The organism is Loktanella sp. SALINAS62 (genome assembly GCF_018263905.1).
Taxonomy (GTDB): Bacteria; Pseudomonadota; Alphaproteobacteria; order Rhodobacterales; family Rhodobacteraceae; genus Loktanella.
The window spans coordinates 253546-269589 of the sequence record NZ_JAAFZU010000055.1; the positions used below are offsets into that span (position 1 = coordinate 253546).

At 59.8% G+C, this 16044-nt stretch carries 13 protein-coding genes; 6 read left to right on the top strand and 7 right to left on the bottom strand.

Annotated features, from left to right (window positions below):
* The first annotated feature begins 123 nt into the window (after window positions 1–123).
* Genes GZH79_RS15755 through GZH79_RS15765 form a run of 3 tightly spaced genes read left to right on the top strand, consistent with a single transcriptional unit; the run spans window position 124 to window position 2476 of the window.
* Window positions 124–420 (top strand): virulence factor, encoded by a 297-nt coding sequence (locus tag GZH79_RS15755; protein WP_211644713.1) that lies wholly within the window; start codon window positions 124–126, stop codon window positions 418–420.
* Window positions 417–1412: a methylenetetrahydrofolate reductase gene (locus GZH79_RS15760; protein ID WP_211644714.1), complete on the top strand. Its 996-nt coding sequence runs from the start codon at window positions 417–419 to the stop codon at window positions 1410–1412. The genes GZH79_RS15755 and GZH79_RS15760 overlap by 4 nt, the downstream gene beginning before the upstream one ends.
* Complete coding sequence (locus GZH79_RS15765; RefSeq protein WP_211644715.1) at window positions 1409–2476, top strand: methyltetrahydrofolate cobalamin methyltransferase; 1068 nt, start codon at window positions 1409–1411, stop codon at window positions 2474–2476. The genes GZH79_RS15760 and GZH79_RS15765 overlap by 4 nt, the downstream gene beginning before the upstream one ends.
* A 141-nt stretch (window positions 2477–2617) precedes the next feature.
* On the opposite strand, the gene GZH79_RS15770 is transcribed toward GZH79_RS15765, so the two are convergent.
* A complete protein-coding gene (locus GZH79_RS15770) occupies window positions 2618–4279 on the bottom strand; it encodes an alpha-glucosidase (protein ID WP_211644716.1) in 1662 nt (553 codons plus the stop codon).
* A gap of 141 nt (window positions 4280–4420) precedes the next feature.
* On the opposite strand from GZH79_RS15770, the gene GZH79_RS15775 reads away from it, so the two are divergent.
* Both GZH79_RS15775 and GZH79_RS15780 read left to right on the top strand, forming a co-directional pair.
* Window positions 4421–5749, top strand: coding sequence for a GH1 family beta-glucosidase (locus GZH79_RS15775; protein ID WP_211644717.1), 1329 nt, complete (start codon window positions 4421–4423; stop codon window positions 5747–5749).
* Window positions 5746–6726, top strand: coding sequence for an ROK family protein (locus GZH79_RS15780; protein ID WP_211644718.1), 981 nt, complete (start codon window positions 5746–5748; stop codon window positions 6724–6726). Before GZH79_RS15775 ends, GZH79_RS15780 begins: the two co-directional genes overlap by 4 nt.
* A 91-nt stretch (window positions 6727–6817) precedes the next feature.
* Here GZH79_RS15780 and GZH79_RS15785 read toward each other — a convergent pair whose 3' ends face one another.
* From GZH79_RS15785 to guaB, 3 genes are all read right to left on the bottom strand, one after another.
* Window positions 6818–9181 carry an ATP-binding protein gene (locus GZH79_RS15785; RefSeq protein ID WP_249219234.1) on the bottom strand — a complete coding sequence of 788 codons (2364 nt, stop codon included), beginning with the start codon at window positions 9179–9181 and terminating at the stop codon, window positions 6818–6820.
* A 61-nt stretch (window positions 9182–9242) separates the two neighbouring features.
* A complete protein-coding gene (locus GZH79_RS19350) occupies window positions 9243–10415 on the bottom strand; it encodes an RsmB/NOP family class I SAM-dependent RNA methyltransferase (RefSeq protein WP_211644719.1) in 1173 nt (390 codons plus the stop codon).
* A 6-nt stretch (window positions 10416–10421) separates the two neighbouring features.
* Window positions 10422–11873: an IMP dehydrogenase gene (gene guaB, locus GZH79_RS15795; RefSeq protein WP_211645042.1), complete on the bottom strand. Its 1452-nt coding sequence runs from the start codon at window positions 11871–11873 to the stop codon at window positions 10422–10424.
* A 164-nt stretch (window positions 11874–12037) separates the two neighbouring features.
* Between guaB and GZH79_RS15800 the strand changes: the two genes are divergently transcribed.
* A complete protein-coding gene (locus tag GZH79_RS15800) occupies window positions 12038–14080 on the top strand; it encodes an ASKHA domain-containing protein (RefSeq protein WP_211644720.1) in 2043 nt (680 codons plus the stop codon).
* Window positions 14081–14113: 33 nt separating this feature from the next.
* On the opposite strand, the gene GZH79_RS15805 is transcribed toward GZH79_RS15800, so the two are convergent.
* The 3 genes from GZH79_RS15805 to GZH79_RS15815 all read right to left on the bottom strand — a co-directional run bounded on the left by GZH79_RS15805 (window position 14114) and on the right by GZH79_RS15815 (window position 16042).
* Window positions 14114–14788 carry a sugar transferase gene (locus GZH79_RS15805; protein ID WP_349291219.1) on the bottom strand — a complete coding sequence of 225 codons (675 nt, stop codon included), beginning with the start codon at window positions 14786–14788 and terminating at the stop codon, window positions 14114–14116.
* A 174-nt stretch (window positions 14789–14962) separates the two neighbouring features.
* A complete protein-coding gene (locus GZH79_RS15810; RefSeq protein ID WP_211644721.1) occupies window positions 14963–15181 on the bottom strand; it encodes a hypothetical protein in 219 nt (72 codons plus the stop codon).
* A gap of 219 nt (window positions 15182–15400) precedes the next feature.
* Window positions 15401–16042 (bottom strand): glutathione S-transferase, encoded by a 642-nt coding sequence (locus GZH79_RS15815; RefSeq protein ID WP_349291220.1) that lies wholly within the window; start codon window positions 16040–16042, stop codon window positions 15401–15403.
* Window positions 16043–16044 lie beyond the last annotated feature (2 nt).

Genomic DNA, 16044 nt, shown 5'->3' on the forward strand with positions numbered 1-16044 from the left:
TGGCCCTGCGGTGCCGCACTTGCGATACCGGTCGCGGCAGCGCGCGGGAATGTCGAAAACAGGCGTTTGGCCCGCGCGGGGAATGCTAGAAGGCGCAGAACACATACCAAAGGACCACGCAACATGCCCGACGTGACCATCATCTACTGGCGCGACATGCCTGCCCAGGTCATGGTCGGCCGTGGACGCAAGGCCCAGAAAATCCAGCTTCCGGAACGGTTTGAACAAGCCATTGACCGTGCTGCGATGAAATCGGGTGCCGCAGGGACAGATGAATATCTGGCGGGCATGCGACGCGGCGACCCCTATGTCGTGGACGGCGACGATGCAGCGATTGCAAGCGCCGAAGCGGCGCGACTGGATGCCGAATACACCACCGACCGCCTAAAGGCGCTGATTGCAACAGACGGCTGGGCATGATCCCTCCGGCGTCTTTAATTCCCCTCCGACTGAAGGAAACTGTCGTGTCCCTGCTTCCCTTTCTGAAACGCAAAGACGCGCCGCAGGCGCCCATCCACGCAAATGCCGAGGTCGAGGCGTTCCTGAATGACTATTCGATCGAAGTGATGCCCCGGACCGCCGAAAAGGTTGTGGACTTCACCCAGCTTCTGCCTGCCGGCACCCGGGTCTACATCGCCCACATCGAAGGGACGCCGATCGAAGACATGGTCGCCACTGCAGCGCGCTTGAACGCAGACGGCTACAACGTCATGCCGCACTTTCCGGCCCGCATCATCAAGGACCGCGCGACGCTGGCCGACTGGATCGCCCGCTATCAGGGCGAAGCGGACGTCAAACAGGGCCTGCTGCTGGCGGGTGGCGTGACCGCACCGCACGGCGATTTCAGCGATTCCATGCAGTTGATGGAAACCGGGTTGTTCGATCAGGCCGGGTTCACCCGCATTCATGTCGCAGGCCACCCCGAAGGCAACCGTGATATCGACACGGACGGATCGCGCCTGCGGGTCGACGAAGCCCTGCGCTGGAAAAATGATTTCCAATCGCGCACCGATGCGGACATGGCGATTGCCACACAATTCTGTTTTGAGGCGCAGCCGATCATCGAATGGGCCGATAGCCTGAAACACGCGGGCATCACCCTGCCCATCCATATCGGCATCGCCGGTCCGGCCAAGCTGCAGACGATGATCAAATTCGCCATCGCCTGCGGTGTCGGCCCGTCCCTGCGCGTGTTGCAAAAACGCGCCGCAGACGTGACCAAACTGCTGCTGCCCTATGAACCCGAAGAGGTCGTCACGGCCCTTGCCGCGCACAAGGCGGCAAACCCCGATTTCAACGTCACCAACGTCCACTTTTTCCCGCTGGGCGGGATCAAGACCAACGCGACTTGGGCCATGACCCATGGCGGCGCTTCTGCCGCTCCCGCAAATCCACAGGAAAATATTGCATGACCCGTACCGTCGTCGAATCAAAGACAAAAACCGCGATCATCGGCTTTGACCAGCCGTTCTGCGTGATCGGTGAACGGATCAACCCGACGGGGCGCAAGATCCTGTCCGAAGAACTGGAACGCGGCGATTTCAGCCGGGTTGAATCCGACGCCATCGCACAGGCGCTTGCGGGCGCGAACGTGCTTGATGTGAATTCGGGCGCGGTCTTTAGCAACAAGATGGCCGAAGACCCTCGGTATGCCGACAACAACTTTGTCGAACCGATGCTGATGACCCAGCTTATTGCCTGCGTCCAGCGGGTGGTCGATCTGCCACTGTGCATCGACAGCTCTGTCCCCGGTGCGCTGGAAAACGGGCTGGCCGCCGCCGAAGGCCGCCCCCTGCTCAATTCCGTCACCGGTGAAGAAGACCGTCTGGAACTGGTGTTGCCGCTGGTCAAGAAATACAATGTACCCGTCGTGGCGATCAGCAACGACGACACTGGCATTTCCGAAGACCCCGACGTCCGGTTTGCCGTCGCGAAAAAGATCGTGGAACGCGCAGCGGATTTCGGCATCCCCGCCCATGATATCGTCGTCGATCCGCTGGTCATGCCGATCGGGGCCATGTCGACCGCTGGCCTGCAGGTCTTTACCCTTGTGCGTCGCCTGCGCGAAGAACTGGGTGTGAACACCACATGCGGCGCGTCCAACATCAGCTTTGGCCTGCCGAACCGGCACGGGATCAACAACGCGTTCCTGCCGATGGCGATGACGGCGGGCATGACGTCCGCAATCATGAACCCCGTCGCCCTGCCCGTCGGCCCGAACAAGCTGCAGGCCAAGATCGACGAAATGGCCGCTGCAGGCATCATCGTGCCCGACGACATCGATCCTGAACTGCTGGCCATGCTGACAGGCCTTGGGTCCACAAAGCCCCGCGCCGGGTCCGAAATGGAAGCAATCCGCGCCGCCAACTTTCTGACCAACAACGACCCGTCGGGATCGGAATGGATCCGCTTTAACCGCGCCCCCGTCAAAGAAGGCGAAGGCCGCGCCCGTACCGGGCGTCGCCGCCGCAACTAACGCTTTTATCTAATTCTGGCGGCCGTGATGCGGGTCATGACAGACCTGACCTGCATTACGGCCCACGACGAAAGGATCGACGCATTTCGATCCCGCACGGTCGGGATTTAATTAGATTATGCGCAGCAAAAATTCAGACATTTATGCCCGATCTGACCGATCCAGCGACAGTGACACCTGCCATGGGCCCAGATGCAATTTGCCGTCTTCCGAAATATAGGCGCTGCCCAATTCGGACGCGGTGGTGCGCCATTCCCCTTTGGGCATTTCAAAAACGCTGGGCTGATCCGAAATGTTGAAGACGCAAAAAATCGTTTCGTTTTCGAACGTGCGGCTGAAATAGACGACATTGCCGTCTGCTTTCAGTCCGTCATGTGACCCGACACGCAGTGCCGCGTGATTGTGGCGGAACGAAATTGCACGGCGATAGTGATGCAGCAGCGCATTTGGATCATGCTCTTGTGCCGCGACCGCCAATGCGCGATGCGCCGACCCGATCGGAAGCCATGTTTTCGGCTTTTCCGAAAAACCGGCATTGTGATGGTCATCATCCCAGACCATCGGCGTCCGGCACCCGTCGCGACCCTTGAATTCGGGCCAGAATTCAATGCCATAAGGGTCTTGCAACTGATCGTAGGGCACATCCGCCTCTGGCAGGCCCAGTTCCTCGCCTTGGTACAGGCAGACCGATCCGCGTAGGCACATGATCAGTGTCACAAACATCCGCGCTGCGGCTGGCGACAATCCCCACCGGCTGACATGGCGTGCCACGTCGTGATTGGAAAACGCCCAGCACGCCCAGCCGTCCCTCGCCACATCGTCGACCTGTTTCATCACATCGACAATACGCGATGCCGTGGGCTGATCGGATGCGAGGAATTCAAACGCGTAGCACATATGCATCAGATCGTCGCCACGGGTGTATTCACCCATGATCTCCAGACCGCGCTGCGCGTCTCCGACCTCTCCAACGGCGGCGGCACCAAACGGCTGCATCTCTGCCCGCAAGCGGCGCAGAAACGCCAGATTTTCAGGGCGGTTTTTGTCGTACAAATGCTCTTGGTGATTGTAGGGATTCACCGACGGCGCAATCGTGGCGTTGCGGCGATCCTTTGGCAGCGCGGGATTGTCCCGCAGATCCAGATCATGTGTGTAAAAATTGATCGTATCCAGTCGAAACCCGTCGACACCCCGGTGCAGCCAGAACCGTGCCACGTCCAACAACGCATCTTGAACCGCCGGCATGTGAAAGTTCAGGTCCGGCTGGCTGGTCAAAAAGTTGTGCAGATAATATTGTTCGCGCCGCGACGACCATTGCCACGCGCTCCCACCAAAGATCGACAGCCAGTTGTTGGGCGGCGTGCCGTCAGGTCTGGGGTCGGACCACACATACCAATCCGACTTGGGATTGGTGCGGTCGATGACACTTTCCCTGAACCAGGGATGCTGATCGGATGTATGACTAAGCACCAGATCGATCATGACCCGAATGCCGAACCGATGCGCCGTTTCCACGACCGCATCGAAATCAGCGACGGAACCGAACATCGGATCGACATCACAGTAGTCGCTGACGTCGTAGCCGAAATCCTTCATCGGAGAGGTGAAGAACGGCGAAATCCAGATCGCATCGACACCCAGCGACGCGATATAGGGAAGACGGTTCACGATCCCCAGCAGATCACCGACACCGTCGCTGTTGCTGTCTTGAAAACTGCGTGGATAAATCTGGTAGATCACGGCCCCGCGCCACCAGTCAGGGTTGGCAATGTTGTCAATCCGTCGTGCGGCGATGGCGGTCATGATAGTCGTTCCCTTGGTCAATCCAGTTTAGTGCCAGCGCACTAGCCTTGCCCGGTGACTTTGGCAACGGGCCGCATGTGACCGGGTTGCCATTTCGGCAGCCATGTCGCTTGATCACAGCAACCCCTACTGGAGACAGAAATGAAACTTCGACGCGCAGATTTCCCGACTGATTTTATGTTCGGCGCAGCGACCGCGGCCTACCAGATCGAAGGCCACAGCTTTGGCGGGGCCGGACCCACCCATTGGGACACGTTTTCCGCAACCCCCGGCAACGTCGTGGGTGCCGAAAACGGGGCAATCGCGTGCGACCACTACCACCGGATGGATGCGGATTTGGACCTGCTGTCCGACGCAGGCATGGATGCATACCGATTCTCGACCAGTTGGGCGCGTGTCCTGCCCGACGGGCGCGGCACGCCCAATCAAGACGGACTTGATTTTTATGATCGGCTGGTCGATGGCTGCATGGCACGCGGACTGAAACCGTTTCAAACCTTGTATCATTGGGAAATGCCGTCGGCATTGGCTGATCTGGGCGGCTGGACCAATCCCGATGTGGCCGACTGGATGGCCGATTACGCAGAGGTGATCACCCGCCGTATCGGTGACCGCGTCCATTCCATCGCGACCCTGAATGAGCCGTGGTGCGTCAGTTATCTGTCGCATTTTCTGGGCCATCATGCGCCCGGTCTACGCGACATCCGCGCAACCGCGCGTGCGATGCACCACGTGAACAAGGCGCACGGCCGCACCATGACCCGGTTGCGCGACATGGGTCAGGACACCTGCGGAATCGTCCTGAATTTCGAAGCGACACAGGCCGCGAGTGATATCAGCGCCGACCGACGCGCGGCGGCCACACAGGACGCAACCCACAACCGCTGGTTCATCGAAGCCATCGCCAAAGGCCATTACCCGGCAGAGGCGCTGGACGGTCTGGAACCCCATTTGCCCGCCAACTGGCAAGACGACATGGCCGAAATCAGCCAGCCGATCGATTTTCTGGGTGTGAACTATTACACGCGCGGGCTGGTGCAGGCGGTCGAAAACGCGCCATGGCCTGCCACCGCACCGGTCGGCGGTCCGCTTGATAAAACACAGATGGGCTGGGAAATTTATCCCCAAGGACTACAGGACACCCTGATCCGCATGGCAAAGGATTACGTGGGAACCCTGCCGATGTTCGTCACTGAAAACGGCATGGCCTGGCCGGAAACGGACGGTCATGCAGATGACGCGCGGACCGGGTTTATCGACAGCCATTTGCAGGCGATGCATGCTGCCATCGGCCAAGGCGTCAATTTACAGGGGTTTTTCTATTGGTCGCTATTGGACAATTACGAATGGGCCTTTGGTTACGAAAAGCGGTTCGGATTGGTGCACGTCGACTTTGACACTCTGGACCGCACGCCGAAATCGTCTTACCACGCGCTCAAAACCGCGATCGCACGGCAGGACCCAGCATGACCATTCGGCAAGCCAACAGTTACAACCTTGTCGCCGATATCGGCGGGACGAACACACGGATCGCACTTGCCCAAGGGGCGGATGTGATGCCTGCGACCGTAAAGCGTTATCGCAACGTCGATTTCACCGGCTTGGAAAGCGTGATCCGCCAGTATTGCGATGACCAAGGTCACGTTGATCCACATGCCGCCTGCGTCGCTGTTGCCGGGCCTGTCCGCGATGGGCGCGCCGCGATGACTAATCTGGACTGGACGATTGACACCGATACGCTTGCGCGCGCCAGCCGTTCGGAAAAGGTCGCCATTTTGAACGACCTGCAGGCGCAGGGTCACGCATTGGGACATATTGCACCTGCCCATTTGCGGCAGGTTCTGACCGGCACCAGCGCCGGTCCGGACGCCACCAAACTGGTGATCGGGGTCGGCACCGGGTTCAACGCCGCCCCCGTTTTCGAAACCCCACGGGGGCGGATCGTGACCGCATCGGAAAGCGGTCATGCCAATTTGCCGATCCGAACGGATCTGGAATTGCGGCTTTGCCAATATGTATCCAATGCCCACGGGTTTCCCGCGGTCGAAGACGTGCTGTCAGGCCGAGGCCTGGAACGGGTCTATGCCTTTTTGGGACAGGAAGCGGGCGAACCAAAGGAAATACTGGCACAGGACATCATGACCGCGCTTGCAGACGGTGCAGATGCCCGTGCGGCGGAAGCGGCGCGAATTTTTGTCCGGATACTGGGCACTGTCGCGGGCAACCTGTCCTTGATCCAACTGCCGTTTGGTGGCGTCTATCTGGCCGGTGGCGTCGCCCGGGCGTTCGGCCCCTATCTGACCCAATTCGGGTTTGGTGATGCGTTCCGCGACAAGGGGAGGTTTGCAGGATTCATGTCGAATTTCCCGGTCACCATCATCGAAGACGACTATGCCGCGCTGACAGGATGCGCCTGCCAGCTAGAAGCGCTGGATCGTCAGGGTTAGGTCGCGGCTGGTCGCAGTTCGGTGAGTTTTGCGTCCACCCTGAATCAGACAATCGCAAAACAAGGCTTACGGGATCAGATGCCGCAAAAGATCAGCGCCGCGCGGCAAGCTGCGCTGACACCGTTTCAGTCAGGGCGTTCAGCGAAAACGGTTTGGGCAGGAAAACAGCCTGCGGCACAGGTTCTGCGTCATCGCTGAACGCGTCTTCCGAATAGCCGGATACAAAAACGACCCTTGTGTCCGGACGGTCGACGATGGCCTTTTTGACCCAGGTCGGCCCATCCATGCCGGGCATGATGACATCCGTCACAAAGATGTCGACCATCAGATCGGGGTCAGCCAGCAGTTCCAGCGCTGCTTCGGCGCAATCGGCTTCCATGACGGTATAGCCGCGCAGACGCAACGCACGGGATGCAAAGGCGCGCACCGGTGCCTCGTCTTCGACCAGTAGAACGACGCCCGTGCCATGCGTGACGGTGTGTTCAGACGCTTTCGCAGGCAGCAGTCCCCCGTTTGCCACGGGCAGCGTTTGGCTGGGGAAAAACATTTCAAATTCGGTGCCTTGCCCGGCTTCGCTATGGGCAAATATGAATCCCCCCGACTGCTTGACGATCCCATAGGCGGTTGACAGGCCAAGCCCGGTGCCTTCGCCCGTGCGCTTGGTGGTATAGAACGGCTCAAACACCTTTTGCAGTCGATCCGGCGCAATACCACAGCCTTCGTCGATGACGCGCACCACCACATATTCGCCCGGCGGGACCGCTACATTGCCCCGGACCATCGGCGTATCAAGCACGCGGTTTTGTGTCACGATCCGGATTTCGCCCCCTTGGGGCATCGCATCGCGGGCGTTCACGATGAGGTTCATCATGACTTGTTCAAGCTGGCGTTTGTCCGCCTTGATCGCCGCCAGATCCGGCGCGTGTTCCAGCATAAGACTGACCTTTTCACCGACAAGTCGGTTTAGCAGATGCGTCAGGTCCGACAGGGTATCACGCAAGTCGATACGTTCGGGTTGCAGGTTCTGTTTGCGCGAAAACGCCAACAACTGCCCGACAAGGCTGGCAGCGCGGTTTGCATTCTGGTGGATCTGGATCAGGTCGCCATAATCGTGATCGCCCTGATCGTGACGCAACAACAACAGATCGCAATGCCCTGAAATCGCAGTCAGCAGATTGTTGAAATCATGTGCCACCCCGCCTGCAAGCTGCCCGATGGCCTGCATTTTCTGGCTTTGTACAAACTGCGCTTCCAGCGTTTTCAGTTCAGTGACATCGTTCAGCACAGCGATCAGATGACGCCCTTCTGCGCCGTCTGCGATATTCAGCGTGACCTGAACAAAGGTTTCCTGATTATCACCACGTCCGCGCAGAAATTGCGACACATGTCCGCCTTGGCCAGCAAGCGCTTCGCGGATCCAGTCAACGATGGGGCGGCCAAGCCCGTCCAACACGTCCTGAACCCGCCGGTCATTCATGTTTTCCAGCCCCAGCAAAACCCTGGCTTGCCGGTTCGACGCCGTGATCATCGCGGCATTGTTGATTTTCAACAGGGGGACAGGCAGGTCTTCTATCGCATCCCATCCGGCGGACAATGCGGGCGGCCCGTCGCTGCTGCCAGCCCCATTTTGACATGGCAAAAGGTAGATTTCGCGCCGACGCGCGGTCCGATCGACCACACCCGCAATAAAGGCTTTCATGCCGTCGGGTGTATCGATGTGGCAAACCCGGCCACTGACCGGCGGTGTTTGTCCGAAAATATCGCGCACCGATTTGGGTCTTTCGCCCAGCAATCGGCGGAAAGCATCATTCAGGTAAAGCACCGTATCCGATGGGCCCGCTGTCAGCATCGGTAGCGTCAGGATATCGGCGGCCCGGCCGAGTGACTGACTGGACTGGCCCAGATCATCCAGCCGCCACAAATCAAGCCCAGGTTCCACCGGCATATGCGACAATCGGTAGTTGCCGCTGCGGGTAACGATATCTTCTTTGGCAAGACCATCGCGTGCGGCCGTATCCTGAAGCGTTGCCAGGATCACTTCGGGGCTGGCCACGATCCGGCCCAGGGCGGTCGCCAGATGATCGTCCTGGACGTCACCGAAACGGGATATCGCGGCCGCATTAGCAAATACAATCCGGCCGTCCGTCCGAGCCAGATAGGCGCTGCCATGGTCCAGATGCAGCAATGTCTGAAACGCGCGCTGGATATCGCTGACAGCAGGGCCCAAATCCTGCGTCCGCTTGGTGTTGCGCGCATAAATGAACAGCGCCGCCAACAACAACACCACCCCACCACCAACCGCCACGGCCCTGACGACAGGATCGTTGCTGAACAGGCCCGCAAAGCCGCAAGGCGCTGTTGCTGCAATCAAAAACCAGAATCCCGGTGGCATGGCATGCCGATCCGGCAGGATGGGTGTGTGGGTGGGCAGCACGATTTCTCCATCCGCGGACATGCATGTCGCAGGACCGTATCGGGTGGAGCGTAAACAAGTCCTTAAAACGGATCAATAATACTTAAGGTTGAGCCTTGCGCATGATCGCCAGATAGAAACCATCGTGATCTGGGCCGGGCAAAAGCTGCATACGATCAACCAGGCTGAACTCTGTGCGGCGCGCCAAAAAGTCATGAACGATATCGTCATTTTCCTGCGTCATGACAGAGCACGTCGCATAGGCCAGCACGCCGCCCGGTGCGACCAACCCCTGGGCCTGATCCAGCACGCCGGACTGAAGCTCGCCATAATGATCCAGTTGATCGCGCGTCAACCGCCATTTGGCATCGGGCGCACGGCGCCATGTGCCGCTTCCGGAACAGGGGGCATCGCACAACACCAGCCCAAAAGGCACCGCCTGCGCCAAGCCAGCCGTGCGCAGCGTCGTGATCTTGACCCCGGCGCGCGCTGCACGCGGGGCGATATCCGCAGTGCGGGCCGCGTCGATATCATGGGCAAAGATGGCCGCATCCTGCAGGTCCGCCAACGCCAGCGCCTTGCCACCACCACCCGCGCAGAAATCTAGGATGCGGTCTGCCCGTACATCCTGCAGGCGATGTATCGCGATCTGAGACGCCGTATCCTGCACCTCGACCAAGCCCGAAGCGAACGCATCCGAGCTCGCTACTTTTCTTTCGTTTTCAATGACTTTCAGCGCAGTCTTCACGTCAGGTACGGGAACCGCAACAATGTCGTCAGCGGCCAACGCGTCGATCGCGTCAGCAAGGGTCGCGCGGGACAGGTTCACCCGCAGGAAAACCCCGGCGCGGTGACGCATCGCCTGCGCCACATCCATCGCGTCGCCACCCAAGGCATCTTGCCAGATCGGCCACAACCAGTCGGGCAGATCAGCACGGGCCGCATCGGTATCGGGTTCAGAGCCGCCTGCCGCCTCTTGCGGGGTCAGGGCCGCGGGGCCATAGCCACCCGCGCCGAATACAGTGTCCGGCGCGATCCCTTCACGCCGCAACAGGCCCAGGATCGCCCCGCGCCCTGACGTATCCCCGCCCAACGCGCATAAAGAACGACGCCCGCGCAAGGCATCGTAGACGTGATCGCGGATCGCCGCGCGGTCCTTTGACCCCGCAAACCGGTTCTTGCGGGCCCATGTTGTCAGGGTCCGTTCCGCCGATTCACCGGCAAGAACATCATCTAGAACCGCAATCGCGGCGGCATAGCGGGCAGCGGGCGTCACAGCAAATTAAGCCGTGGACCGGTAATTCGGCGATTCGCGTGTGATCTGCACATCGTGGACGTGGCTTTCACGCAGTCCCGCCCCTGTGATTTTCACGAATGTCGCGTTCTTGCGCATGTCGGCCACCGTCGCGTTGCCAGTATAGCCCATCGCAGCCCGCAGCCCCCCGACCAACTGGTGCACAACGGCGCTGGCCGATCCCTTGTACGGCACCTGCCCTTCGATCCCTTCGGGCACCAGTTTGTCGCTGGCGGCATCTTTTTGGAAATAACGGTCGGCAGATCCGCGCGCCATCGCCGCAAGGCTGCCCATACCACGATAGCTTTTGAAGCTGCGGCCTTGATAAAGGATCACCTCGCCGGGAGATTCGTCGGTGCCGGCGATCATTGATCCGACCATGGCACAGGATGCACCGGCCGCGATGGCCTTGGCAAAATCACCGGAAAACTTGATCCCGCCGTCCGCGATGACTGGAACGTCGCCAGCGACACCGGCGCAATCCATGACAGCCGTCAGCTGCGGCACGCCGACACCGGCAACCATGCGCGTTGTGCAGATGGACCCCGGCCCGATCCCGACCTTTACGGCATCGGCACCCGCACCGATCAGCGCCTTTGTGGCATCTGCCGTTGCCACGTTGCCTGCCACGACCTGCACCTGATTGGACAGCGCCTTGATCCGTTCGACCGCGCGCGACACACCGTCAGAATGACCATGCGCGGTGTCCACGACGATCAGATCGACGCCCGCGTCGATCAGCGCTTCTGACCGTTCAAAGCCTGCATCGCCCACGCCAGTCGCAGCCCCGACCCGCAGACGACCCAGATCGTCCTTGCAGGCCACGGGGTTCAACACCGCCTGTTCGCTGTCCTTTAGCGTCAGAAGCCCCGTCAGTTTGCCTGCCTGATCGGTGATCAGCAGCTTTTCGATCCGCCGCGCCTGCATCAATGACCGCGCTTCTTCCAGATCGGCAGGTTCGTGCAGCACCGCCAGATTGTCAGATGTCATCATCACGCTGACGGGGGTGTTGTCGTCCGTTGCGAACCGCATGTCGCGGTTGGTGACGATCCCGACAACGCGTCCTTCGGGCCCCACAACCGGAAATCCGGTAACGCGATAACGTTCCATCAGCGCTTTTGCATCGGCCAGTGTCTGATCGGGGCGCAGGGTCACGGGGTTATAGACGGTGCCGGACACAAACCGTTTCACATGCCGGATTTCGCGGGCCTGCGCGTCGATGTCGAGGTTCTTGTGAACGATCCCCATTCCGCCCGCCTGCGCCATCGCAATCGCCATGCGGCCTTCGGTCACGGTATCCATCGCGGACGATAAAAGCGGGATGTTCAACCGGATTGATTGCGTGACGAATGTGCGGGTATCTGCTGTCGACGGCAGCACGGATGACGCTGCGGGAACAAGCAGAACGTCGTCAAAGGTCAATGCCTCGCGAATCTCCATCACGGTCTCTCCTGATAGGGTCGTTTGGCGGTGCCGTATTGCACGAATGACGCGCGGGCAAAAGGTCAAAAGAATGACGCTTGCGGCGCTGTGTCGTCGCGCCTTGGCCTTTCGTATCGCCGCGAAATGGCTAGTGTGCGCGCAACGCAGCAAAGGTGCCCGCAATGACCAGTGATCCTCTCGTCATCTTTACCCCCTCTGGCAAGCGGGGGCGGTTTCCCGCAGGCACGCCGATCCTGACGGCGGCCCGCCAACTGGGCGTCGATCTGGATAGCGTCTGCGGCGGGCGCGGCATCTGTTCGAAATGCCAGATCGCGCCGTCCTATGGTGAATTTTCCAAACACGGCGTCACGGTGCGCGACGGCGCGCTGTCGGAATGGAACAGCGTCGAACAACGCTACGACGATATCCGTGGGTTGAAAAAAGGCCGCCGTCTGGGGTGTCAGGCCACCGTGCAGGGCGATGTTGTGATCGACGTCCCCCCCGAAAGCCAGGTCCACCGTCAGGTGGTGCGCAAAGCCGCCGCCGCGCGTGACATCGTCATGGACCCGGCGACAAAGATGTATTTCGTCCATGTGACAGAACCGGATATGCACGAACCGTCAGGCGATCTGGAACGGCTGGCGCGTGCCTTGCGCGATGAATGGGGCATCATGGATGTGCATGCCCCGTTGCCCGTTTTGAAAAAGCTGCAAAAGCTGCTGCGCAAAGGCAATTGGGAAGTCACCGTCGCCCTGCACCGTGGATCGCTGGACACGCGCCACCAGATCATCGACGTCTATCCCGGCTTTTACGAGGGCCGCATTTACGGGCTGGCCATCGACCTTGGGTCCACCACCATCGCGGCCCACCTGTGTGATCTGCGCAATGGGACGGTTGCCGCCAGCGCAGGCATCATGAACCCGCAGATCCGCTTTGGCGAAGACCTGATGAGCCGTGTCAGCTATGCCATGATGAACCCCGGCGGAGAGGTCGAGATGACCGCCGCCGTCCGCGCGGCGATCAACGATCTGACCGTCGACATCGCGGCAGAAGCCGGGATCACACCCGACCAGATCATGGAAGCGGTGTTTGTCTGCAACCCGGTCATGCATCACCTGTTGATTGGCGTGGACCCGGTGGAACTGGGTCAGGCACCGTTCGCGCTGGCAACATCCGACGCGATGGGACTGGCGGCCCGCGATCTGGACCTGACCCGCATGAACGATGCCGCACAGGTGTTCATCCTGCCCTGCATCGCAGGTCACGTGGGCGCGGACGCTGCCGCCGTCGCCCTGTCAGAGGAACCCGGCAAGTCAGAGGATCTTGTGCTGATCGTGGACGTGGGAACCAACGCGGAAATCCTGCTAGGCGACACCAGCCGCGTGCTGGCCTGTTCATCGCCCACCGGCCCGGCGTTCGAAGGCGCGCAGATCAGCGCGGGCCAGCGGGCGGCGCCGGGTGCCATCGAACGTGTGGAAATCGACCCCGAGACAAAGGAGCCACGGTTCAAGATTATCGGCCACGACCAATGGTCCACCGATCCCGATTTCGATGCCGCCGCACAGATCACGGGCATCTGCGGATCAGGCATCATCGAAGCGGTTGCCGAAATGCGCATGGCGGGCCTGCTGGATGACAAGGGGCTGATCGGCTCTGCCGAACAGACCGGCACGGCGCGCTGCATCGCCACCGGGCGCACCCACGCTTACGTGTTGCATGATGGCACGGCCCAGGGTGGCGCGCTGATATCCGTGACACAGGGCGATATCCGCGCGATCCAGCTTGCGAAATCGGCGCTTTATGCAGGTGCCCGGCTGCTGATGGATGAAATGGGTGTGGATCATGTTGACCGCATCACACTTGCCGGGGCATTCGGTGCGCATATCAGCCCCAAACACGCCATGGTGCTGGGCATGATCCCCGATGCGCCGCTGGACAAGGTTCGCAGCGCGGGCAATGCGGCCGGCACCGGCGCGCGGATCGCGCTGTGTTCCGTCACCGCGCGTCAGGACATCGCGCGCATTGTGCGACAGATCACAAAGGTCGAAACCGCCATCGCCCCGAAATTCCAGGAACATTTCGTCAATGCGAACGCCATCCCGCACGCGACCGATCCGTTCCCCAATCTCGCAGCGCTCGTGACGTTGCCCCATGTCAGCTTTAACCTTGGTGGGGGGGGCAGCGTCGACGATCAGGGACGCCGCCGCAGACGGCCCCGCAAATAGCGGGGTCAGTCGGCGCTGCCGCATGCGTTGGAATTAGCTGCCCTTGCCGCCGAAAACGGTCACGACCGTGCGCCAGCTGATCCACAGGTCAATTCGGATCGACCGATTTTCAATATAGGCCAGATCGGCCGATACCTTACGCTCCAGCCCGTCGCGCCCGTCGACATACCCGACTTCGGTCTGGGCCAACCCCGTAATTCCGGGTTTGACATGATGGCGTGCGCGATATCCGGGCACCGTTTCAAAATAGATGCAGGCGTGATCCAGAAAATCGGGACGCGGGCCAATCAAGCTCATATCGCCGGCCAATACATTGAAAACCTGTGGAAGTTCATCCAAACGGCATTTGCGCAAGAAACGACCCAACGGCGTTATGCGTGATACTTCCAGATCGTCAAACGCGCCTCTGTCGATATCTTTTGCGCAAAGCATGGACCGGAATTTATACGCGCGGAACGGCACACAATCCTGACCCATCCGATCCTGCACGTAAAACAATGGTCCAGGATTGATAAAGCGGTTGAGCAGCAGCAGCATGATCGCAGTTAAGACGGTCGGCACCAGCAACAGCACGGATACACCGATATCAAAAACACGTTTGAAAATGACGTAAAACGGCCCCGTCGTTTCCCTGACGATTTCATATCGCGTTTCCGCGCCACACGACCGTGACGCCAAAAATGCAGAAAACTGACTTAGATCAACCACGACATTCCTGCAAAAATACCTAAAGATTCATGCGAGACGCGTCGGCTAAAACCACCAAGTCTTCGCGTCACTTAGACAACACACCGAAGTTCGAATTGCCCGTGAACACACAAGATGCGCTTGGGCTGTTCTGTGCCCGGCACTGCATCGATGGCCCAAAGCCAGCGCAATTATTCAGTTCGTATCCGACGGCGCCGTGCCTTGATCGTCCTCATCGGACAGACCGTTCAGAATGACAGTCGCGACCAGCAGTCCGACAGGAAGCAGTGTTTCATAGCCTGTCGGTAGCCCCATCCCTGGCACAACCGGCACCGCAACATCGGGCGCGTTCTGGGCAGACACGCCAAGTGGCAAAAAGGCACAAAATGCAGCAGCGGCAATCACTTTATTCATGGTTTAAATCCTTGGTCACGAACGTCGTTACAGTTTGGCTTTGAGTTCAAAATTTTCAGCAACATTTGTTATGGACTCATAGCTTTGCAACCGCAGCAAAACAAGCCGAAATTATTTGCAACCCTAAAAACGTCGATATGCAGCGAAACGGAACATGACGTTGCGTGATGGTGTGACTTAGGATTGTGCACGGCCTGCCCCTCGCCACGCAGCGACGGGCTAAGCAGGGAATATGATCGGGGCCTGTGCAGGTCGCCAAGGTTGGTGGCGTGACATCACGGCTGTGAATTCGACCGATGCGGCAAATCGGTCAAGCCATCTTCTTAGACGCGGCCACGGCTGTGCATCGAACAAGGGCCGGTCAATCGCCGCGAACTGGCGCACAAATGGCAGGATCGCTATATCCGCAAGGCTTTGCCTGCCAAAAAGCCAGTCGTGTGTTAAGCGATCATCCAGATCGTGCAGGAATTGCGATGCCGCCGCGCGCTGTTCCGACGGGTCACTGTCGGGGTAGCGGATGGCGTATTTTGTGCGGTCCAGCGCCTGCTTGAACGGACCATCGTTGCGCGCGATCAGCGCCATACCTTCGGTCGGCATGTCCAGCCAGCCCAGCGGATCATTTCGCCGCAGTGCCCAAAGCATGATGTCCAGGCTTTCATCGATCACTGCGTCCGCAGTCTGCAGGCACGGGACAGTGGCACTGGGTGACACGGCCAGAAAAGCATCTGGCTTGTCCCGCAAAACGACCTCTCGCAGGGCGACAGTTTGGCCCGACGCCTGTAATGCCAGCCGCGCACGGATTGCATAGGGGCAGCGGCGAAACGACCACAGGATCGGCAGGCTGGATGGATCAACCGCCACGC

Bases quoted from the DNA above. Each gene is read 5' to 3' on its own strand.
- GZH79_RS15785 (WP_249219234.1), bottom strand. From the start codon at position 9,181: ATGTCCGCGGATGGAGAAATCGTGCTGCCCACCCACACACCCATCCTG.
- GZH79_RS15765 (WP_211644715.1), top strand. From the start codon at position 1,409: ATGACCCGTACCGTCGTCGAATCAAAGACAAAAACCGCGATCATCGGC.
- GZH79_RS15780 (WP_211644718.1), top strand. From the start codon at position 5,746: ATGACCATTCGGCAAGCCAACAGTTACAACCTTGTCGCCGATATCGGC.
- GZH79_RS15775 (WP_211644717.1), top strand. From the start codon at position 4,421: ATGAAACTTCGACGCGCAGATTTCCCGACTGATTTTATGTTCGGCGCA.
- GZH79_RS15770 (WP_211644716.1), bottom strand. From the start codon at position 4,279: ATGACCGCCATCGCCGCACGACGGATTGACAACATTGCCAACCCTGAC.
- GZH79_RS15810 (WP_211644721.1), bottom strand. From the start codon at position 15,181: ATGAATAAAGTGATTGCCGCTGCTGCATTTTGTGCCTTTTTGCCACTT.
- GZH79_RS15800 (WP_211644720.1), top strand. From the start codon at position 12,038: ATGACCAGTGATCCTCTCGTCATCTTTACCCCCTCTGGCAAGCGGGGG.
- guaB (WP_211645042.1), bottom strand. From the start codon at position 11,873: ATGGAGATTCGCGAGGCATTGACCTTTGACGACGTTCTGCTTGTTCCC.
- GZH79_RS15755 (WP_211644713.1), top strand. From the start codon at position 124: ATGCCCGACGTGACCATCATCTACTGGCGCGACATGCCTGCCCAGGTC.
- GZH79_RS15760 (WP_211644714.1), top strand. From the start codon at position 417: ATGATCCCTCCGGCGTCTTTAATTCCCCTCCGACTGAAGGAAACTGTC.